The organism is Pseudoalteromonas sp. SG45-2 (genome assembly GCF_014164115.1).
GTDB lineage: Bacteria > Pseudomonadota > Gammaproteobacteria > Enterobacterales > Alteromonadaceae > Pseudoalteromonas > Pseudoalteromonas distincta.
Map to the genome: position 1 here is coordinate 86,975 of NZ_JACJEO010000009.1, position 21,134 is coordinate 108,108.

A 21,134-nucleotide genomic window follows, 5' to 3' on the forward strand; every position below is an offset into this window, starting at 1 on the left:
TTTGAGGCGCTGTTTTAGTAACTAAATAATTAACTGCTTTTTTACCGTATTACTTACACTCTTATCCCATCCTAAAATGCGCTTTAGTAATTAGGAGCTTCGCTCCTTGCGCGAGCAAGTTCAGCGCCTGGCGCAATATTCAAGCTTGAGAGTGTTTTATAAGCTTACAACTTGTTGGCGCGATGAGTGCAGAGCATACATTTAACTGGTGGTATTTTTAGACTTGAGTTTAAGGCTACGTTATCCGCAGCCATAAATTAAAGTAACTTGGTCAACATGCCCTAATTAAAAGTCCTAGTTAACAGCCCTAGCGGTACGTTTATTTTTAAGCTTTAACCCGCCAATTAATAGCAGTGGTCCTATAAACATGGCAAGGCCATACACGCCACCGGTAACTGCGTATTCTGGTTTATTTAAAAAGCTAATAGCGATTAAAATAGCTAACGATGCATTTTGAATTCCAACCTCAATTGAAAGCGTCAGCGAATCAGTTAAATTTAATTTTGAACACTTAGCAATTAACCAACCAACAACCATTGAACCAATATTAAGCGCTATGCACGCCCAAAATACGTTGTTAAATGAGCTAACTAATAAATCGCGCTCTTTTATTACTAGTGCGGCAATCATCATAAGCATAAAAAACAACGAGAAGCGTCTAAAAAACGGCTCTGCTTTAATGGCAAAATCACTTTTAAAGTGACGCAACCAAATGCCTATAGCAACTGGCACTAAGGTAATAAAAAATAGCCCTAATGAAGTAGTTAAAATAGAAAAAGTAGCATCGTCTGCTGGGGCAAACTGACTCATAGCAAAGCCAATAATAAACGGTGTGGTTATTATACTAATTGCGGTAGAGGCAGCTGTTAAACTTACCGAAAGCGCTAAATTAGCTTTAGCAAGCTGGCTTACTACATTTGACATAGTACCGCCGGGGCAAGCAGCTAATATCATTAAACCAATAGCGATAGGCGTTGGTAGGTTTAGTAAATAACACAGCCCTAATGCTAATAAAGGCATTGCTACAAGTTGGCCTATTAAAGCCATGACAATGCCAAGCGGGCTTTTAAATAAACGAGTAAAATCGGTTGTTGTGAGCCCAAGACCCATACCAAACATAATAAGTGCAAGGGCGAGTGGAAGTATTACTTCAGTTAATATAGATGCATTCAAATTAGACAGCCTCGTTTGTTATTGTTTTTAATTAGAGTGTTAATTTTTAAGTTAACTGTAACGCCCCTTTACAATAACTAGAAGTATTACTTATTTAAAATAGCAGCCACGTGCTTATCCAGTTCTGGAAGTACATCTTGTTCAAACCATGGGTTCTTTTTAAGCCATATATTATTACGCGGACTCGGATGTGGAAGCACTAAATAATTTGGCCAATACTCACGCCACGATTTTACTAACTCCGTAAGTGGCATTTTTTTAGTCTCTGGTAAATGATACGCCTGCGCGTATTTACCAAGCACTATTGTCAGCTCAATATTTGGTAGTGCAGCCAATAATTGCTCGCGCCATGCAGGCGCACATTCTTTTCTCGGTGGTAAATCACCCGACTTCCCCCTACCCGGGTAGCAAAAGCCCATAGGTAAAATGGCTATATTATTAGCGTCGTAAAATTCATCACGTGTTAGCCCAAGCCATTCTCGCAGGCGGTTTCCGCTTGCATCGTTAAACGGCACACCTGTTTCGTGAACTTTGATTCCAGGTGCTTGCCCTGCAATTAAAATACGTGCGTTTGGGTTAAATTGTATAACAGGACGAGCCCCTAAAGGTAAATGAGGTTCACAGATCACGCATTTACTAACTTGCTCTATTAATTGGTGACTATTCATGTTTATTTGGCCTTAAATGCTTAATATTTATCCTAAATGGCCATTTAGGATAAATGAGTTGGTAAAAAATCGGTTTATTTTAATTAAAACGAGCGTTAGTTAGTAAAATCGTGATCTTTAAGCTCATTCGCGCTACAAGCCTTGTAAAACCTAGCGTTGCTCGGCCCATACAGCAAATTCATTGCCGCTCGGCTCTGCAAAATGAAACCGGCAACCACCCGGAAATTCAAAAATAGGTTTTAATATTGTGCCACCATGGAGTTGTACTTTTTTATACGTAGCGTGAATGTCGTTACTATAAAAAACCAATAGCGCAGCACCGTTTTGAGTTAGCGATTTAAGCGGCGCATTAAAAAAGCCACCATCAAGCCCTTGGCCACTAAACGCCGTGTATTCTGGGCCGTAGTCAGTAAACTGCCAATTAAATACACGACTAAAAAAGGCCTTAGTTGCGGGTAAGTCGCATGCAGGAAACTCCACGTAATTTAGTTTTTCGTGATCGCTCATCGTTATTCACTCTTTATTTTTACTCAGTTTATTAACCTTAAGCTTTACATAGAGCCTGTGCAATATCATTAAATAATATCAGATCAGTATTTTACTAAGTAATTAAGTACGCATAACTGACTTAAAAATCAAATGCCACAAATGAGAATAACTATCTTTTGTATTTGTAACATATATAATAGCGCCTTTGTTTTATCCTCAGCTTTAAATAAAGGGATTAATTAACTATGCAGGCACCTTTACACAGTGCGCCATTCGATAAGGTTAACGTAATTGCGCATATAGTAAAAAGCGTAAGCAGTTATCGAGTTTTGGTATTTTTACGTTTTTTTATTGCCATAATTGGTGGCTATGCTTTTACCTCTGCAAGCACTGCGTTATTAAGCCTTGTGTTGCCAATAGCTAAACAAGACGCTGTGCTGTTTAGTGTTTCAATCAGCATTTTAATTTATGCCGTTGTATTTATTTATGCTTTTAGCGTTAAATCATTAAAAACAGTGTGGATCAGTATTTTACTAAGTATAGGAGCGTTCATAGGATTGCTTGCATTACTGAAGGGTTGGGTATGAAAGACAGCTTTTTCAGATCGATGACTTGGTTGCACACTTGGGTAGGGTTACTCGTTTGTTGGTTATTATATTTAATATTTTTTGCAGGAACACTTAGCTTTTTTAGAGACGAAATAACGTTGTGGAATCAACCAGCCATTCATAATGTGCAAGCCCAAACACAGCGTATAGAAGCGCAAAAACAACAAATAATTACAGGGTTCGATTACTTAGCTAACCATGGAGCTCACTCATCAAGCTGGCGTATTACATTACCCGAGCCACGCATTCCTTATTTAATTTATGGTTATGCAAAACCAAAAGAGCCAGGTCAGCGCCGCAGTAAGTTTGAAAACACACAGCTAAACCCTAATACCATGCAAGAGCTTGAGCTCTTTGTAGATACTAAAGGCGGTAACTTTTTTTACCGGCTGCACTATGATTTACATTACATGGATGCAATAACCGCACGCTGGATTGTGTGCTTTGCTAGCTTTTTTATGCTGATTGCCATTATATCGGGGGTGGTTATTCATAAGCGTATTTTTAAAGATATGTTTAGCTTTAGGCGTAACAAAGGTAGCCGTACATGGTTAGATGCCCATAACTTAAGCTCTGTGCTTGCCCTTCCTTTTCATTTAATGATTACTTACACGGGTATAATTACACTTATATTTATGTTGTTTCCCTACCCTGCGCAAACGTCTTACGATAACGGCATGCGTGGCTTTTTTAACGATGTAACCCCTCGCAACACCATGACCGATAAAGCCCAAGGCGAATCGTCAATGGTGCCGATTCAAAGCATTTTGGATCAGGTTTATACTAAGTGGCCTCATGCAGATATTACTCGCGTACAAGTTAACCAACCAAATATGGCAGCTTCAACAATTACCGTATTGGTAAGCGCAGGTAAAACACTGCGTGACCAAGCACCACGCTTAATATTTAGTGGTGCTACAGGGCAAATGGTCGCTAAAACTGATGACGAGCTAACTAGCAGCAAAGCGCTTTACGAATCACTTAATTCAATGCATACAGGGCGTTTAGCTACGTGGTTACTGCGTTGGTTATACGTATTAGGCGGTATTGCAGGCTGTGTAATGATTGGCTCTGGCTGTATTATGTGGGCTAAGCGAATTCGCGAGCGAACTAAAAATAACGTTAAACCTTCGTTTGGTTTAAAACTAGTTGAGGGGTTAAACCTAGCCACTATTATGGGACTTCCACTGGCAACGTGTGCATTTTTTATTGCTAACAGACTACTTAGCCCAACTACCGCAGAGCGCGCCGATAAAGAAATACTCGCGTTCTTTTTAACATGGCTAGCGGTTGCTCTTTTAGCACTTATAAAGCGCGACACACTGCAATGGCGAGTTGTGGCAGCTATAAATGCTGTTGCATGTTTAAGCGTACCGGTTATTAATGCACTTACAACTAACGGTAATCTAGTTAGCTATTTGATGCACAAACAGTGGGCTTTATTTACTTTTGATGCACTGTTTTTGTTATTTAGTATATTGTTTTTTATACAAACCGAAAAATTACGTACTGCTAAAAACAACTCAAAAATAACCAGCCCTAGTCAATCTAATAACTTTAAAGGGCAAAAACCATGATTGATTTACTTGGGTTTAGCCTATGCCTGCTCAGTTTTAACTGTTTTGCGCTAGCTAAGTATAATCATTTTAAAGATGTATTTAAAAAACGCCCTACAGAATCCCAACGTAAAAAGCTGCTATTAATTGCTTGGATCAGTATTTTACTAAGTTTGGTGCTTTGTATAGTTACTCAAGATGGATATGGTGCATTACTATTTTGCGGATTTATGAGCCTAAGTGTCTTAATTATAATGGTTTTTTATAATTTTTTAGTAGGCTACGTGAAGTGGTTTAGTGTTTTAAATAGCGTGTTAGTTGTACTAAGTGGGTTGTTTTTAGCATTAAACTAGCCTTAGTTAGTAAAAACGTGATCCGTTACTTTCCCATAGATTAGGCAAAAAAAATGGCAAGCTATATAGCTTGCCAACAATAGGGGATATTCAGTGTTTCCAATACTTGCTGTCTCACGGCAAGTACACACAATATAACCATAATATATTTAAGTTACTTTACAGTTAAATTACTCTTTTATTACTACTTTAAAAACGTATATAACTAACTGTAAACCCCCTTTACATAGTCTCTTGGTTTACCCAAATTATTTCATCGGTAGCAAAGCCCAACTCTTTAGCTTTAGTTAAAAAGTGTTCTTTAAGCTCTTTGCTAACCGTTGGTGTACGCGACAAAAACCACAAGTAATCTTTGTTGTAACTGGTTATAAATGCATATTGATAATCGGGTTGGTCAAGTTCAAAAATCACGTAAGCGCCATAAAATGGACCAAAAAACGAGACTTTAAAATGCCCTGTGTCGGTGCCCTCAACAAACTTGGCTAAGCCTTCGGCGTCATCCCATTTTTTATCATCCGTTAAATACCCTTTGTTAAGGACCTTTACTGTGCCGTCGTCGTTAATTGAATAAGTCGCGGTAACTTGCTCCATCCCTTCTTCGAATGAGTGATTGAGCCGCGCTATTTCAAACCATTTGCCTTTATATTTTTGTATATCAAAGTTTTTAACGGGTGTTATTCCCTCAGGAGGGCTGGTGCAGGCACTAAGAAAAAATAACCCTGTAATAAGTAAACCGTATTTAATAGCCTTCATGTAAGCTCCTTTTTTAATTACATAAATCGTACGTATTATCTAAATATAGATGGATATAAAGTTTGCTAGCCGATTAAAAAAATTTGCTATAGGATCGTATTAATTCTAAAGCAATAAAAATGACCATAGCATGAAAATTTGGGTAGATGCAGACGCGTGTCCTGTTGTTATAAAAGAAATACTTTTTAGAGCTGCAGAGCGTATGAAAATCGAGACTATTTTAGTAGCGAATCACGCAATGCGTATTCCGCCGTCAAAATACATAAGCCGCGTTCAAGTATCGTCGGGATTTGATGTAGCCGACGACGAAATAGTAAAACGTGTTGAAAAAGGCGATTTAGTTATTACAGGCGATATTCCGCTAGCAAGTGAAGTAATTGATAACGGCGGGCAAGCACTCAACCCACGTGGCGAGCTTTATACCACCGAGAATATCCGCTCAATACTTAACGTGCGCGACTTTATGGATACCATGCGCTCAAGCGGCGTAGAAATGAGTGGTGGGCCGCCGCCACTTAGCCAAACCGATCGCCAAAACTTTGCAAATAACCTCGACCGTATTTTAGCGCAAAACAAGGCTAACTAACTTGAATACCCAATTAGTTGGCTTAGGTGATACGCAATTTAGCGTGGCGGTATACGTAGCAAAAGCGCCGCCAATGCCGTTTTTTGAAACACTTGAATGCCTAGAACCGGTTATAAATGAGCAAATAAATACCATAAACCAGTACTGTGGTAATGGTTGGCGCAAAGTGTTTAACGTTTACGCCAAAGTGCTATTTTCCCTGCCAAGTGAGCATTATTCATTTGCTAAACAAGCCCCTACTTGGCAACAATATCGCGATGAGTATTTACTGCAAAAAAATAGTAAAACCGCCCTGCTATTTAGCGCGCCTGACACTACTATTACTTGCGCAGATAAAGCTACTAGCAATCAAAATCAGCTACACATAATTGCTGGGCGTACGCACGCTAAAAACTTATTACAACAAGGTAAGTTGCATGCACAATTTGATTGGCTCGACGACGAGTTTGCAATAGACACCAGTAACAACATTATTGTGTGCCCGTATTTTGATTACAGGCAATTAAGTAATATAAAAATTGCGAGATTAAGCGAGCTAGTCGCGCAGCTAAAAGGCACTAAATAACACATTGTAAGGAACGACCATGGCCGGAATTTTAGAGTTAAACGAATTATTAAAATCAATGCAGCCTGTGCTTAAACAAGGTGAATACATATTTTGCTGTTTGGCAGGGAAATTGGCTGATTATGTTCACTTAGAGCCACTTGCCACTTACGTTGAAGAGGAAGGCCTAACCCTTATTTTAAAAGCTGAAACCGCCGGTAAAGCAGGTATTACTTACGAGGGTAAATATAATTTAATTACTCTTAATGTACATTCAAGCTTAGAGGCCGTTGGGCTAACAGCTGCGGTATCTGCAAAGCTAACTGAGCATGGCATTAGCGCTAATGTGGTAGCTGCGTTTTATCACGACCATATTTTTGTACAAACAGACAAAGCACAAGCTGCAATGAAAGCACTTGGAGAGATTGGTTAGGATTGCTGGCACAGTAATGATCTGAGTGATGTGGATATTAGAGCGTCGGGTGGCGCTTAACTTATCCGACCTACGCTTAGAGAAACTTCGGGGTGTAGAGAGGGTTATATAAAAACACCGAGTTTGTTCACTCGGTGTTTTTATTGGTGCTAAATAGCGGGTGCTTGTTTAGCTTGTGAAACTTAAACTACATATCCGCTAAAACCTAGGGCTTTAAAATACAGCTTCGGAATGCCAAATTTGCACTCATTTAGCAATTCGCTAAAGCGCATTCTATCAAGCGGGTAAAACTCATTTTCTAAGTCGTGCCCTGTTTGTGTTTTACCTGTTTCGGTTAAACCCAATTGCGCGCACGTTGTGAGCTGGGCTTCGCGCTCAAATGAAGTTTCGGGGCGCATTAAATCTGCAATAAAAAGGTTTGCGTCTTTTTTAAGACTTCCTTTAATTGCTTTTAATAACTCTTTTTTATCGCCGTTATCTTCTAAAAAATGCATTACTAATAAACATAAAACGGCATCGGCTTTAACCGATAACTTATCAACTGGGCCATTATGTACATCTACGCGGCTTGTTATGCCTTGTTCATCAAATTGCTGCTGTGCGATAGCAAGCATATCGGCTGATGTATCTTGCGCAGTAAATTGCCATGTAGGGTTTAGTGCAGCCAGTGCAAGTACTTCTTTGCCTGTGCCTGCCCCTACTACCAAAATATGCGCATTGTCGCTTAGCGTTGCTTGTAGTTGCGCATTAGTGAGCTGATGTAATAATTCATAACCAGGCACTAAACGGGTTATGCGGCTATCGTATTGTGTTGCTTGCTCGCCTGTAAACGTTGGCATTGTATCTCCTTGTTTTCAGTAATGTTGCTTATAAAACTTCAACTGTGGAATATCCACCTGGCTTTTTGGCTACATGCACTTGAGTGGCTACACGCTCGCTCATTTGTGTTACGTGCGATATAACGCCTACTTTTCTGCCTTGTGCTTGCAAAGAATCCAAAGCGTCCATTGCAATGCTTAGGGTTTCGCTGTCTAACGTACCAAACCCTTCGTCAATAAACAAAGAATTGATTTGTACTTTGTTAGACGAAAGCGATGCTAAACCAAGTGCAAGCGCTAGCGATACTAAAAATGACTCACCGCCCGAGAGCGTATTAACAGAGCGTTGCTCGTCGGCCATGTCGCGGTCGATAATTGCAATGTCGAGCGTTTGCGCTATTGCGGTTAATTCGTAGCGTTTGTTGAGTGTTTTTAAATGGCTGTTGGCATAGTGCAGTAATATTTTTAACGTTTGTGTTTGTGCTAAGTTACGCATGGTTTTACCCGTTGCATCGCCCAATACTTTATTAAGCAAGTGCCACTGCTCTACCTGTGTTTTAAGCGTAGTTAACTCAGCTTGTTTGCCTTCAAGCGCCTTTGCGTTTTGGTTGTGTTGCTCAATAGCGGTATTAGTTGCTAGTAATGAATTTTGCAGCTGCGTTTGTTGCTCATTTAAGCTGCTTAATTGCGTACTTAAAGCCTCTGCACTTTGTGTTGGCTTATCGCTACTGTTGTGTTTTCCAAGCGTAAGTTGCTGCTGTTTTAATGCGGCATTTGCATCTGTTAACGCTTGAGTTAACTGCTCGTGTTGATTTAAATGTGCTTTAATAGTATCGCTACTGAGCGTTAGTAAAATTTTGACCTGTTCGTGCGTTACATCGTTGTATTGCGCTTTAAAGTCAGTAAACCACTGGTTATAACGTGCCTCAAGTGTTGCTAGTTCTTGGCTGTTTTCATGTAAGCGTTGCTCCACATTTTTAAGCGTTATAGCGTGCTCATCTCGTTGTTTTATAGCGTCGTCATAGGCTTTATGACTCGCTTGAACCTGCGATTGCATTTGCTCTTGCGCACTTGTAAGTTTTGCTTGGTAGTCGTCTGCGCTTATTTGCTCGTTATTAAATAAAGCTAAGCGCTCACTTTGCACAGTGCTTAGTAAATTTTTAGCTTTAACAAGCTCTTCATTAAGTGCTTTTAACGATTGCTCGCTTTTACTAACAAGCGGTGTGAGCTGCTTTATTTGCTCATTAGCTGTGTCTTGACGTTTTTGGCTTTGCTCAAGTTGCGTTTGAGTTTGCTGATACTGCGAAACCTGCACGCTCAGCTCGGTAAGTTCAAGCGTATTGGCTTGTAGTTGCTGCCAAAAATCACTGTTTTCAAATTGGCTATTAAGCGTTGTACCCAGCTCGTTAATTTGCGCGCTTAGTTCGCTATGCTTACTCGTTAACTGGTTTTGCTGGTGTGTAAGCTCAAGGTGTTTATTACTCAGTTGCTGCTGTACTTGCTGCTCTGCTTTAAGTGCTGCTTGTAGCTCATTTACTTTAGTTTGCAGTGTACGTTGACGTTTTTGTTGCTCAAAGTATTGCGCTTTTTGCTGCGTTAGTTGCTTATAAGTTACTTCAAGCTGATCAGGCGTTAAGTCGTTAAGCTCACTACGTGCGCCTAGCATGGTATTTCTAATGTCGAGCTGTTTGGTTTTTGCCGTTTGAATTACTTGCTCAAGTTGTCCGTGTTCAGCAGTTAATACAGCATGTTGAGTTTGATGCTTATGCAGCTCACTTTGTGCATGGTCAAATTGCTTTTTAGCGGTATTAAAAGCATTTTCAAAATCGGTAATTAAGTTATTTAATTGCTGATTTTGGTTTACCGCATACGGGTGCTCAGTGGCGCCGCACACTAAACAAGGCTCATTAGGGCGAAGCTCAGTGCGTAAATGCTCTACGTTTTCGCTGGCTCTTAAGCGCGCTTGGTTAAGTGCGTACTCGCTGCCTTTAAGTGCTTGCTCGCTGGTTATTAAATGCTGATTAAGTAAAACATGGACTTGCTGGCTTTCATTTAGCTGCTGATTGAGCACTTGCTGGCGTTGAGTGCTTTGTTTTAGGTCCGCATTAAATTGCTTATAGCGCTCTCGCTGCTCTTTTAAGTAATCAATACTTTTTAGCTGCGCGTCGCAGTGCTCTGCATTAAATTCATTAAGCTGAGTGTTTAAAACCTGCAAAGCTGACTGCTCGCTCGTAAGTAACGCCTCGCACTCCTGCACTTTATTACTTTGTGTATTTAAATGCTTGCTCTGACCTGCAAGCTCGGTATTAAGAGTTTGGCTTTGTGCAAGGTTTGCAGTTAATTGCTGTTGTGCATTTAAGTAGGTATTAAAGCTTTGCTGATAGTAGCTCCAGTCTTTTGCTAAAACGTGCAGCTGTGCATGCTCACTAAGCCATTGCTGGCTTTTAGTTGAGTCGGTATTAGCGAGTTCTAGCTCGTTATTGCTTTGTTTAAGCTGCTGATTGAGCTCATCAAGTTGAGTTTGCTCTTTGATTATTTGCGACTCTGCGCCTTTTACAGCTTGAGTTTGCAAAGCAATGCTGCTGTCGAGCTCTCTCGCTTTTGCTATAACGGGCGCTGCATTTTGTTTTTGCCCATTGGCGTTATTAAGTAGCTCAGTATGCTTAGCAAGCGCGGTGTTACGCTCGTTAATTACCGCTAAATGATCAACACTTTTAAGCGATGCTATTTGCTGATCTAACGCCGTATTTTGATCGGTTAATTGAGTAAAACGGCTGCGGTTATCTTTTATTTCAAGCGTTTGTTTAGCTTGTTTTGCTTGCTCGCTTTGAACAACGATACTTTCAAGCGCTGAGCTTGCTTGTTGCTGGGTTTGCTGTGCCTGCAGTAAATTTTGCTCAAGCACTGTAGCTTGCTGATACCAGTTAAGTGCTTTTTCGGTTTTGGTCAGCTCTTTTTTAGTGTGTTCGGTTTGCGCTTTTAAATCGGTTAACTTGGTTTGTTGTAACTCGAGTTCTTCTGGTGTTAATAAGGTATAGCTTTCAAGGCCTGCTTTAAGCGCTTCAAGCTTTGCCACTTGCTCTTTATGGCGCTCAAAAATACGCACGCCAATACGGCTAAATTTATCGGTGCCTGTTAAGCACTCTAAAAGTTGCGCTCGCTCATCGCCAGTGGCTTTTAAAAATGCAGCAAACTCATGTTGCGCTAAAAGTACGGCACGGGAGAACTGCTCAAAGTTAAGCCCTATTTTACTCTCGACTTCTTTTATTGTGTGGCTTTTGTCAGCTATAAGGGTTTCGTCTGGCAGGGTTACTAAAGTGTGCTCTGCTACTTTAAGTTTGCCTGTTACTTTTTTATGGGTCCGTGCAATTGTATAGCGCGCACGATAAAGCTGTTTATCTTGTCCTAAAAAGTCGACCTCGGCGTAGCCTTCCCATGTACCTCTGCGTAGCAAGTTTCGCGCATCATTAAGCTTAATGCTGTCGCCGTTAAACTCAATTAAGTTACCTTTATCGCCGCGCAGCCTCGCTGTTTTTGTATAAAGGGCTAAACAAATGGCATCTAAAAAGGTACTTTTACCAGCGCCGGTATCGCCTGTTATTGCAAATAAGCCTGCATCTTTTAATGGGGCTTGAGTAAAGTCTATTTCAGCATCAACTATTGAGGCTAAATTATGAATACGAACTGCGGTTATTTTCATAGTTGTTCTTGCTCCGTAAGCTCGTTTATCACATCACTTAAAAGTGCTTTTAGCTCATCGGGTACGCTTTGCCCTGCCATATCTTTATCGTTTGCAAATGCTTGTTCTAATAAGTTAAGCGGGTTGAGCATTTCAACTTCGCTTAAATCTTCAAATACGGTGTTATCGTCATTTTGAGTCGATTGCTCACGTACACGTTCAATACCACAAAATTTAATATGCTTGCCTTCAAGTGCTTGTTCTATTTGTTCTCTGAAGGTGGTGTCGGTATCGCTTGATTTAAGCTTTACACGTAAATAAGGCGCTATTGTATTTTGTGCAGTGTCGAGCGCTTTAATTTGCTCGCATAGTTCGCTTAATGGCACACACTCCCCTTTTGGTAAAACAATTACATCGGCAGAGCGCGGAATGTAAAGGGGGTTTACAGTTGTACTAATATGTTGTTTTTCATCAATAATAAACTCAACAACATTTACTTGGTGCGTGTAGTTACGTTCTGAAAACGACATAGGTATAGGTGTGCCGCTGTAGCGAATAATATCGCTTTTAGCGACTTGTTGCGCTTTGTGTAAGTGCCCAAGGGCAACATAGTTGGCTTGTTTACCAAATACATTGGCTGAAATAGACTCCTCACCACCTATTACTAAGTTACGCTCAGAATCACTTGAGATATCCCCGCCTTTTGCGTGTAAATGCCCCATAACTATTAGTGGTGAGTTTTGCTCGTTTATATTAGTAGCTTGCTCTAGTGCAAGTTCATAAGCTTTTGCAACGCCTTGAGCGTAACTAGGGCCGTTTTCAGTTTGGCTAAGTAAACTTACATCGCTTGCACGTAAAAATGGCATAGCGACGATTACAGCGCGTTTACCATTGGTATCTATGGTAATAACAGTTTCATCGGGTGTCGCGACATCAAAGCGCCCTACTACGTGTGTATCAAATTGCGCTAGTAATGGCTGAGCTGCCAAAATACGATTTGCAGAGTCGTGGTTACCCGCAATAATTACTACGTGTAATTGTGGAGATGCCTTTTTGGCGTCTTTAATAAATTGGTAAAGCTGATTTTCGGCGCTAGCGCTTGGAGTCGCGGTATGATAAATATCGCCAGCCACTAAAAGTAAGTCTATTTGTTGTTCAACAAGAGTGGCTAATAACCATGTAAAAAAGGCTTGATGCTCAACACGGCGGTCGTGTTCGTAGAATTGTTGGCCAAGGTGCCAATCTGAGGTGTGGAGGACTTTCATGTCGCGCTCTTAATTAAACCGTAAGAGCGCCAATATACCCAAGGCAGTTAAAGATGCAAGCCTAAGCCGTGTATTACCTTAGGTTAAACTGTACCAAGCTGAAAAAACAACCGGTAATGCTAAAAGTGCCATTAATAATGGAATTTTTAACGTTTTAGTTTGTTTTGCGTGTAGCGCCTTTAATGCATTAGTTTCGTTGCACGCTGCTACTTTATCGATATAAAAATAACCCGAATCGAGATACTGCTTACAGTTATTCTCACTTGCTGGAATCGCAATTAGTTCTTGTTGTTTTTTTAGGATGTAAAAATCCATAAGCCCACCGCATTTCTTGCTAGTAATCGATATTAATTTGAGGATAAATGTGACGAATTTATTTGCCTCAAATAAAAAGGTTGGCGATTTTAAATATAAACTGCATTAAAGATCAACCTAAAATTGCACTATTTATCATTTATCGTAAAAATAGCGAACATTAAGGAAGTTCGGCAATATTTGAGCCAATAATTCAGCTGTTTTCACTGTATTTTTGTTCAGTAGAGTGGGCTTTTAGCTCATTTTACTTGTTGGAAATTTGAGACACTTATACATAGGATTATTGGTTTACCTGATAATGTTAAAGCAATACTTTTTTAGCAACGTAGGTAAAATTAATGTGCTTTTACCAAGCTCTAAAACTTGTATTTAACAGCTCAAAACCATTATTAAAACCCACTTTTGTAAAGCCCCTTTACAGTTTTTATTTATTCGTATTTTGTTACAAAATAATTGTACTTTTCAATCTAATAAACTAAGTGAACATCACCCTAAAAATACGGTACTTGGTCGCTAATTTATTGAAGCTAACTGGTATATTTGTCAAAGTATGCTCACAAAATTATATTAGGACTAACAATGAAAAAAATAGGTCTTACGCTAAGTGCTTTTGTATTGCCTTTGGCAATATCTAGTGCGGTTATGGCGTCTTCGGTTGAGCAAACAAAAGGTTCTTTTGTTGATAAATTTCGTCAATTAGACGAAGCGCTTCCTACACCCAACGTTTATCGTAGTGCCGCTGGCGAACCAGGTGAAAAATACTGGCAGCAACGTGTAAACTACGATATTGATGTAAAGCTAGATGAAAAAAAGCACCGTATTACCGGTAGCCAAAGCATTGAATATAAAAATAACTCTCCGCATACACTTAAATATTTATGGTTACAGTTAGATCAAAATATTTTTAAAAGTGATTCTATTGCCGAAACAACTAAAACGTTTAAAAGCACTTTAGAAAGCCTACCAGCTCAAAAGCCTGCTAAATTAAGTTTAGGTGACTTACGCCGTCAGCAATTTATGAGCGACAACGAACTGGGTTATACAATCAGTGGCGTAAAGGATGACGATGGTAAAGAGCTACGCGTAACTGTAGTTGATACTTTAATGCGCATTGATTTAAAAGAGCCATTAAAACCAGGTAAAGAAGTAGAATTTAGCATGAACTTTGCCTTCAACATTGTTGAAGAAGATGCTGTAGGTGCACGTTCTGGTTACGAGCACTTTGAAGAAGATGGCAACGACATATTCTTAATTGCTCAGTGGTTCCCTCGCTTAGCGGCTTATACCGATTACGAAGCATGGACAAACAAGCCATTTTTAGGCTCTGGTGAGTTTACGCTTGAGTTTGGTGATTACGATGTTGAGATTACTGTTCCTGCGGATCACATTGTATCGGCAACAGGTAAGCTTGATAACGCGAGTAAAGTACTTACAAGTACTCAGCGCAAACGTTTAAAGCAAGCTGAAACATCTAAGCGCCCTGTGTTTATTGTTAACGCAGAAGAAGCGCTAGAAAACGAAAAAGAAGGCACCGACAAAACTAAAACGTGGCACTTTAAAGCGCAGAATGTTCGTGACTTTGCTTGGGCGTCGTCTCGTAAGTTTATGTGGGATGCAAAAGGTTATCAACAAGGTGGTGACGTTCAGCCTTTAGTTATGGCAATGTCGTTCTTCCCTAAAGAAGGTGGTGACTTATGGAAAAAGTACTCAACTGAAGCGGTAGTGCACACAATGGAAGTGTACTCTAAGTATTCTTTTGATTACCCGTACCCAACTGCACAGTCGGTTAATGGCCCAGTTGGTGGTATGGAATACCCAATGATCACCTTTAACGGTCCGCGTACTAAGTTACAAGATGACGGTACTCGTACTTATTCTCAGGCTGAAAAGCGCTTTTTACTTGGCGTAGTTATTCATGAAGTGGGTCATATTTACTTTCCGATGATTGTGAACTCAGATGAGCGCCAATGGACGTGGATGGATGAAGGCTTAAACAGCTTTTTAGATGGTGTTGCTGGTCGTGAATGGGATCCTACTATTCCTTGGGGTGTTGAGCCTCGCGATATAGTGAGCTACATGAAGTCAGAAGTCCAAGTACCAATTATGACTCAGTCAGACAGCGTATTACGTTTAGGCCCTAATGCTTATACTAAACCTGCCGCAGCCCTTAATATTTTACGTGAAGTAATTTTAGGCCGTGACTTATTCGACTTTGCATTTAAAGAGTATGCTCAGCGCTGGAAATACAAGCGCCCTACCCCAGCTGATTTTTTCCGCACAATGGAAGAAGCCTCTGGTGTTGATTTAGATTGGTTTTGGCGTGGCTGGTTTTACACCACAGACCATGTTGATATCTCTTTAGATAAAGTATATCAACTACGTTTAGACACTAAAAACCCTGATATTGATTACAGCCGTTTACGTGATATTGAAGCAGACAAGCCTACGTCATTATTTGTTGAGCGTAACCGCGCCGAAGGTAAAAAAACATGGGTTGAGCAAAACCCTGATGTTACCGATTTTTATGACGAAAATGACCGCTTTACTGTAACCAATAAAGAACGTAACTCGTACAACAAGTTTTTAAAAGGCTTAGAGCCGTGGGAGCGTAAAACGCTTGAACGTGCTTTAGAAGAAGATAAAAACTACTACGTTATGGAATTTTCAAACCTTGGTGGTTTGGTAATGCCTATATTACTTGAGCTAACATATGAAGATGGCACTAAAGAAGAGCGCTATATTCCTGCTGAAATTTGGCGTCGTAATTATAAAAATGTTCAAAAGCTAATTGTTACCGATAAAAACAAACCGCTTGTATCAGTTACTGTAGATCCTAATTGGGAAACTGCGGATGTAGATATTGAAAATAATAACTACCCTCGTCGTATTATTCCTTCACGTATTGAAGTGTTTAAAAAGGAAAAGAGTAAAGCTAAAGTAAGTCGCGATATCATGCAAGATATTAAAACTGAGCTTAAAACTGATGAGAAGAAAGACGAAAAAGATAACGGTGAGGAGCCGCAATAATGCGCTTTTTGCTTATTATTGTTTGCCTTTTAGTTGCTGCACCGAGTATGGCGCATCAACTAAAATCGTCAGTTACAACCGTGCTTTTTAATAAACGAACGCATAATGTTGAGTTAATGCATCGCTTTTATTTACATGATACCGAACACGCCGTAGGAACATTATTTGAAGGCAAAATTGATATTATTAGTAATAAAGCCGATCAGCAACGTTTTGCTAAGTATGTTGAATCGCATGTTGCTCTACAAACGTTAAGTGGTGAACCTTTACCACTTAACTTTGTGGGAGCACAAGTTGATGGTAAGTTTTTTTGGGTTTACCAAGAAGCACCAATTCCTGAAAACATTGAAGGAATTAAAATGAGCAATGGCGCGCTTCGTGATTTATGGCCATCTCAGGTAAATATGGTAAACGTTGAGGGCAAAGGCAAAATTAAAACTTTAAACTTTGCTCAAGATGATACTTGGCTCGAAGCCCGCTTTGAGCAAAATTAACAGTTAAAACTTCCCCAACCGACGCGCACAGCAGTTTATGTGCGCGTTTTCTTCATACGTTTAAACTGCGTTCATGTTTGATCTGTTATTTGTAAATTTACGTAAAATTTGTGAGTTCAATTTGTATATTTACCTTTTTTTGCGCATGCTACAACTACCAATTATATTTACTGTATTATCAATAGATTGATAGCAGTGCAAATAAATAATTTAAATATAGTTAGTTTCATTTATCCCTTTAGCTATAACTGGCTTGGGCATAAGCAGTAGAGAATTTTATGTTTAAATTTTATTTAGTAATAACTAAATTCAGGGAATGATATGACTACTCAGGTTGAGGCTATTTTTGGAGTGATTTTTGATTTAGATGGAACATTGGTTTCATCAGAATTAGATTTTGCATTAATAAAGGCCCAAATAGGTTGCCCTTGCGAGCAAGACTTACTTGATTACATTGCTCAGTTGCCCTCACCGTATATGCGTGAAGAGGCAATGAATATAGTTCACCAACACGAATTAATAGATGCACAACATGCCAGTATATTACCTGGTGTGAGTGAAGCTATTCATGCTTTAAAGTCTAAAAATATTCCGATGGCGATTGTTACTCGCAATTTTGATAAAGCAGCGGCAATGAAATTACAAAATAATCCACTCCCTATCAGCACAGTTTTAACGCGAAGCGATGCCCCAGCAAAGCCAGATCCCAGCGCTTTAAATGCCATTGCTACACTTTGGAACATTAACGCCAGAAATTTACTTTATGTAGGCGATTACCTTTACGACATTCAAGCTGCGCACAATGCAAATATGCGCGCGTGTTTATACGCTCCAGAGTCAACGCCTGCTTATGCCGATCAGGCAGATTACGTTTTACATGACTTTGTTGAATTAGTGACATTAGTTGAGAGTTATTCTGAAAAAATAGAGTTATGTTAAATAGCATGCCATTTGATTTATTCTGAAATGAGTATGTAGTTATAAAAGTTTTTATTAATCAAGTTTTGCCCATTGCGGAGCTAGCCCAATACGTTTTGAATTGGTAAAATACCGCAAAACGTAACGTATTCATTAGGGGCACAAAATGGGCAGAGCATTTGTAGTTCGTCAAAGTTCTATGATCAAAACAGCCAATGCAAAAACAAAAGTAAACTCAAAGTACGGCAAAGAGATTTACGTTGCAGCAAAAAATGGTGATCCCGATCCCGAAGTAAACCAAACACTTCGCCGTCTAATCGAAAAAGCTAAAAAAGACCAAGTTCCCGCACACGTTATTGAAAAAGCAATTGAAAAAGCAGCCGGTGGCGCAGGAGAAGATTACTCTGTTGCCCGTTATGAAGGCTATGGCCCTGGTAACTGCATGGTTATTGTTGACTGTTTAACTGACAATCCGAACCGTACTATCAAAGATGTACGTTTACCATTTACTAAAACAGACTCAAAAATTGGTACTCCTGGCTGTGTAGCGCATATGTTTGATCATTATGCGGTACTTGGCTTTGCAGGCGATGACGATGAAGTCGTATTAGAAGCATTAATGATGGCTGATGTTGATGTAAGCGATGTTGAAGCCGAGGATGGTAAAATATCAGTATTTGCACCGCCAACAGAATACTTTAAAGCTAAAACTGCCCTTGAAGACGCATTTGAAGGCATTAACTTTGAAGTAGACGAAATTACGTTTATTCCTCAAGTTAATATTGAAATTGAAGACGAAGAAGTTGTTGCTAACTTTGATAAGTTTATAAATATGCTTGAAGATTGTGACGATGTACAAAATATTTATCACAATGCCATTGTAAAAAATTAAACGTAAACGGTTAAAAGCTTTAAAAAGCGTGTTTTGTGTATGCAAAACACGCTTTTTTACGTTTGAATAAATGTTAGATATTCATGTGTATTATCTATATACCTTTAAAATGCCTTAAAAGTGCTGTTATTCTAATGTTAGGCGATAAAAAACCAGCTTAAAAGCTGGTTTAGTACTTAATTTTAACTTTGATTAAGCAGTTAAAGCGTATTCGACTTTTGTGACTTATATTTTATACGGTAGCTATGTAGTAGTGGTTCAGTGTAACCACTAGGTTGCGTTACGCCCTCTAAAACTAATGCAGTAGCGGCTTGATAGGCAATGCTGTTATTAAGGGTTTCTTCGCTTGTTGCCATAGGTGTATACGCAGTGTCATGCTCGTTTTGTCCATCAACCACTTTGGCCATTTTAGCCATTGTTGATTTTATTTGCGCTTGTGAGCACACGCCATTTAGCAACCAATTAGCCATATGCTGGCTTGAAATACGCAGTGTGGCTCTGTCTTCCATTAAACCTATATGGTTAATGTCAGGTACTTTTGAGCAGCCTACGCCTTGATCAATCCAACGTACAACGTAACCTAAAATACCTTGTGCGTTATTTTCTAGCTCACTTTGAATATCTTCTTTTGAAAGCGTTTTAGGGTCTGCCATTAGCGGCGGTGTAAGCAGGTCATTAAGGCTCGCAATAGTACGTTTAGCTATACTTTGCTGCTCAGTAAATACGTTTATATCGTGATAATGCATTGCATGCAGGGTAGCGGCTGTAGGGGAGGGCACCCATGCAGTATTAGCGCCTGATTTAGGGTGAGCTTGTTTTTGCTCCATCATTAATGCCATTTTATCTGGCATTGGCCACATGCCTTTACCTATTTGTGCTTTATGACTTAAGCCACAAGCAAGGCCAATATCGACGTTGCGATCCTCATAAGCTTGTATCCATGGTTGCTGCTTAATCTGTGCTTTTGGAAGCACAACGCCCGCTTGCATAGAGGTATGAATTTCATCGCCGGTACGGTCTAAAAATCCAGTATTTATAAATACAACACGCTCTTTGGCTGCACAAATACAGGCTTTTAGGTTTACAGAAGTGCGGCGTTCTTCATCCATAATACCCATTTTAAGCGTGTTTTTAGGTAAGCTTAGCGCTTCCTCTACTAAGCTAAATAAAGTGTTAGTAAATGCCACCTCTTCTGGGCCATGCATTTTGGGTTTTACTATATTAATACTTTGCGCGCTTGAATTTTTGATACCTGTTTTTTTATTTAGGTCGTGCAGGGCAGCAGTGGCTGTAAACATCGCATCCATAATGCCTTCAAACACCGGTTGATTAAACACATCGGTAATAGCAGGGTTCGTCATTAAATGGCCAACGTTTCTTACAAACATCATGCTACGGCCTTTTAAAGTAACGGTGCCGCCATCAAGTGCGGTATATGTTTTATCACTTTGCAGGGTACGCTCAACAGTTTTATCGCCTTTTTTAAACGATTCAACTAAGTTACCTTGCATCAACCCAAGCCAATTTTTATAAACTTGTACTTTATCTTCTGCATCTACCGCAGCTACTGAATCTTCACAATCCATAATGGTGGTAAGAGCGGCCTCTAGCACTACATCTTTTAAACCAGCCTTATCAGCTTGGCCAATAATGTGGTGGTGATCGATATGTAGCTCTATGTGTAAGTCATTGTTTTTTAATAACACTACAGTTGGGTTTTGTGCTTCTCCTTGATAGCCAATAAGCTGAGATGGGTTAGCTAATGTGGTTTGAGAGCTGTCACGCAAGGTAATTAAAAGTGCGCCATCTACTACTGAGTAATTCGTGCTTTCTATATGCGAGCCATTGGTCAGCGGCAATGCTTTATCTAAAAACTGGCGAGCGTAGGCCATTACCTTAAAACCACGAACAGGGTTGTAGGTATTGCCTTTTTCAGCCCCGTCATCTTCGCTTAACACATCAGTACCATATAAGGCGTCGTATAACGAGCCCCAGCGAGCGTTAGCGGCATTAAGTGCAAAGCGTGCATTACTTACAGGCACAACTAACTGAGGGCCTGCTGTAAGGGCCACTTCGGGCTCTACATTTTGGGTTTCAATTTCGAAGTTGGCAGGCTCTTTTACTAAGTAACCAATATCTTGCAAAAAGGCTTGGTATTTAGCGCTATCCCAGGTTTTATTAGCAAGATGGTAGTCGTCTATTTGCTGTTGAAGCAGCTCTCGCTTTTCAAGCAGTGCCTTATTAATAGGGGTAAGTGTTTGAACGATATGTGCAAAACTTTGCCAAAATTGTGACTCACTTAAGTGAGTGCCTGGTAGCAATTGATTTTTAACGAAATCAGCGAGTTGTGTATCTACGCTGAGTCCTGAATGTGTGAGAGTGTGGGACATAGTTGCCTTCCTTTAAACGGTCGCGATGTTGTTGTGTGCTTGTGCGTAAGGCAACAATAACTCAAAAAGGCAATGTTGAGTGCTTTTTAGCTATTCACAAAATGTATAGCCACAATAACAACTATAAATTTACTAAATCTAGAAAAGGAGCCTAATGTTGAATTAAGCGCTAC

19 protein-coding genes are annotated in these 21,134 nt (G+C 39.8%); 10 read left to right on the top strand and 9 right to left on the bottom strand.

Annotated elements, in window-relative coordinates; genetic code table 11:
• Positions 1-294 precede the first annotated feature (294 nt).
• The 3 genes from H5116_RS08460 to H5116_RS08470 all read right to left on the bottom strand — a co-directional run bounded on the left by H5116_RS08460 (position 295) and on the right by H5116_RS08470 (position 2,348).
• Positions 295-1,173, bottom strand: coding sequence for a bile acid:sodium symporter family protein (locus H5116_RS08460; protein WP_182715939.1), 879 nt, complete (start codon positions 1,171-1,173; stop codon positions 295-297).
• Between the two features lie 86 nt (positions 1,174-1,259).
• Positions 1,260-1,841: a uracil-DNA glycosylase family protein gene (locus H5116_RS08465; RefSeq protein WP_138490136.1), complete on the bottom strand. Its 582-nt coding sequence runs from the start codon at positions 1,839-1,841 to the stop codon at positions 1,260-1,262.
• Positions 1,842-1,991: 150 nt separating this feature from the next.
• Positions 1,992-2,348 carry a VOC family protein gene (locus tag H5116_RS08470; protein ID WP_182715940.1) on the bottom strand — a complete coding sequence of 119 codons (357 nt, stop codon included), beginning with the start codon at positions 2,346-2,348 and terminating at the stop codon, positions 1,992-1,994.
• Between the two features lie 227 nt (positions 2,349-2,575).
• Here H5116_RS08470 and H5116_RS08475 point away from each other — a divergent pair, with 227 nt between their 5' ends.
• From H5116_RS08475 to H5116_RS08485, 3 genes are read left to right on the top strand one after another with little or no spacing between them, the layout of a single operon-like run.
• Complete coding sequence (locus H5116_RS08475) at positions 2,576-2,917, top strand: hypothetical protein (protein WP_182715941.1); 342 nt, start codon at positions 2,576-2,578, stop codon at positions 2,915-2,917.
• Complete coding sequence (locus H5116_RS08480) at positions 2,914-4,515, top strand: PepSY domain-containing protein (RefSeq protein ID WP_182715942.1); 1,602 nt, start codon at positions 2,914-2,916, stop codon at positions 4,513-4,515. The genes H5116_RS08475 and H5116_RS08480 overlap by 4 nt, the downstream gene beginning before the upstream one ends.
• The gene (locus tag H5116_RS08485) at positions 4,512-4,847 is read left to right on the top strand and encodes a DUF3325 domain-containing protein (protein ID WP_182715943.1); all 336 of its coding nucleotides are present in this window, start codon (positions 4,512-4,514) and stop codon (positions 4,845-4,847) included. Before H5116_RS08480 ends, H5116_RS08485 begins: the two co-directional genes overlap by 4 nt.
• A gap of 222 nt (positions 4,848-5,069) precedes the next feature.
• Here the strand turns inward: H5116_RS08485 and H5116_RS08490 are convergent, their stop codons facing one another.
• Positions 5,070-5,600 (bottom strand): lipocalin family protein, encoded by a 531-nt coding sequence (locus H5116_RS08490; RefSeq protein ID WP_024605217.1) that lies wholly within the window; start codon positions 5,598-5,600, stop codon positions 5,070-5,072.
• A 130-nt stretch (positions 5,601-5,730) separates the two neighbouring features.
• On the opposite strand from H5116_RS08490, the gene H5116_RS08495 reads away from it, so the two are divergent.
• Genes H5116_RS08495 through H5116_RS08505 form a run of 3 tightly spaced genes read left to right on the top strand, consistent with a single transcriptional unit; the run spans position 5,731 to position 7,163 of the window.
• Complete coding sequence (locus H5116_RS08495; protein WP_002959175.1) at positions 5,731-6,186, top strand: YaiI/YqxD family protein; 456 nt, start codon at positions 5,731-5,733, stop codon at positions 6,184-6,186.
• Position 6,187: 1 nt separating this feature from the next.
• Positions 6,188-6,751, top strand: a complete 564-nt coding sequence (locus tag H5116_RS08500; RefSeq protein ID WP_182715944.1) for a DUF6942 family protein — start codon at positions 6,188-6,190, stop codon at positions 6,749-6,751.
• A 19-nt stretch (positions 6,752-6,770) separates the two neighbouring features.
• A complete protein-coding gene (locus tag H5116_RS08505) occupies positions 6,771-7,163 on the top strand; it encodes an ACT domain-containing protein (RefSeq protein ID WP_182715945.1) in 393 nt (130 codons plus the stop codon).
• A 182-nt stretch (positions 7,164-7,345) separates the two neighbouring features.
• Here the strand turns inward: H5116_RS08505 and H5116_RS08510 are convergent, their stop codons facing one another.
• From H5116_RS08510 to H5116_RS08525, 4 genes are all read right to left on the bottom strand, one after another.
• Entirely contained in the window at positions 7,346-8,002 is a 657-nt protein-coding gene (locus H5116_RS08510) for a class I SAM-dependent methyltransferase (RefSeq protein ID WP_024596051.1), read from the bottom strand.
• Positions 8,003-8,030: 28 nt separating this feature from the next.
• Positions 8,031-11,681 carry an AAA family ATPase gene (locus H5116_RS08515; RefSeq protein ID WP_182715946.1) on the bottom strand — a complete coding sequence of 1,217 codons (3,651 nt, stop codon included), beginning with the start codon at positions 11,679-11,681 and terminating at the stop codon, positions 8,031-8,033.
• Positions 11,678-12,925: an exonuclease SbcCD subunit D C-terminal domain-containing protein gene (locus H5116_RS08520; protein ID WP_182715947.1), complete on the bottom strand. Its 1,248-nt coding sequence runs from the start codon at positions 12,923-12,925 to the stop codon at positions 11,678-11,680. Before H5116_RS08520 ends, H5116_RS08515 begins: the two co-directional genes overlap by 4 nt.
• 78 nt (positions 12,926-13,003) lie before the next feature.
• Entirely contained in the window at positions 13,004-13,240 is a 237-nt protein-coding gene (locus H5116_RS08525; protein WP_002959190.1) for a hypothetical protein, read from the bottom strand.
• Positions 13,241-13,819: 579 nt separating this feature from the next.
• Here H5116_RS08525 and H5116_RS08530 point away from each other — a divergent pair.
• The 4 genes from H5116_RS08530 to H5116_RS08545 all read left to right on the top strand — a co-directional run bounded on the left by H5116_RS08530 (position 13,820) and on the right by H5116_RS08545 (position 18,571).
• Positions 13,820-16,267 (top strand): M1 family metallopeptidase, encoded by a 2,448-nt coding sequence (locus tag H5116_RS08530; protein WP_182715948.1) that lies wholly within the window; start codon positions 13,820-13,822, stop codon positions 16,265-16,267.
• Positions 16,267-16,761, top strand: a complete 495-nt coding sequence (locus H5116_RS08535; RefSeq protein WP_165723789.1) for a DUF6702 family protein — start codon at positions 16,267-16,269, stop codon at positions 16,759-16,761. Before H5116_RS08530 ends, H5116_RS08535 begins: the two co-directional genes overlap by 1 nt.
• A 321-nt stretch (positions 16,762-17,082) precedes the next feature.
• A complete protein-coding gene (locus H5116_RS08540) occupies positions 17,083-17,700 on the top strand; it encodes an HAD family hydrolase (protein ID WP_182694230.1) in 618 nt (205 codons plus the stop codon).
• Positions 17,701-17,845: 145 nt separating this feature from the next.
• Entirely contained in the window at positions 17,846-18,571 is a 726-nt protein-coding gene (locus tag H5116_RS08545; RefSeq protein ID WP_182715949.1) for a YebC/PmpR family DNA-binding transcriptional regulator, read from the top strand.
• Positions 18,572-18,771: 200 nt separating this feature from the next.
• On the opposite strand, the gene H5116_RS08550 is transcribed toward H5116_RS08545, so the two are convergent.
• Complete coding sequence (locus H5116_RS08550) at positions 18,772-20,961, bottom strand: malate synthase G (protein WP_182715950.1); 2,190 nt, start codon at positions 20,959-20,961, stop codon at positions 18,772-18,774.
• Between the last annotated feature and the right edge of the window lie 173 nt (positions 20,962-21,134).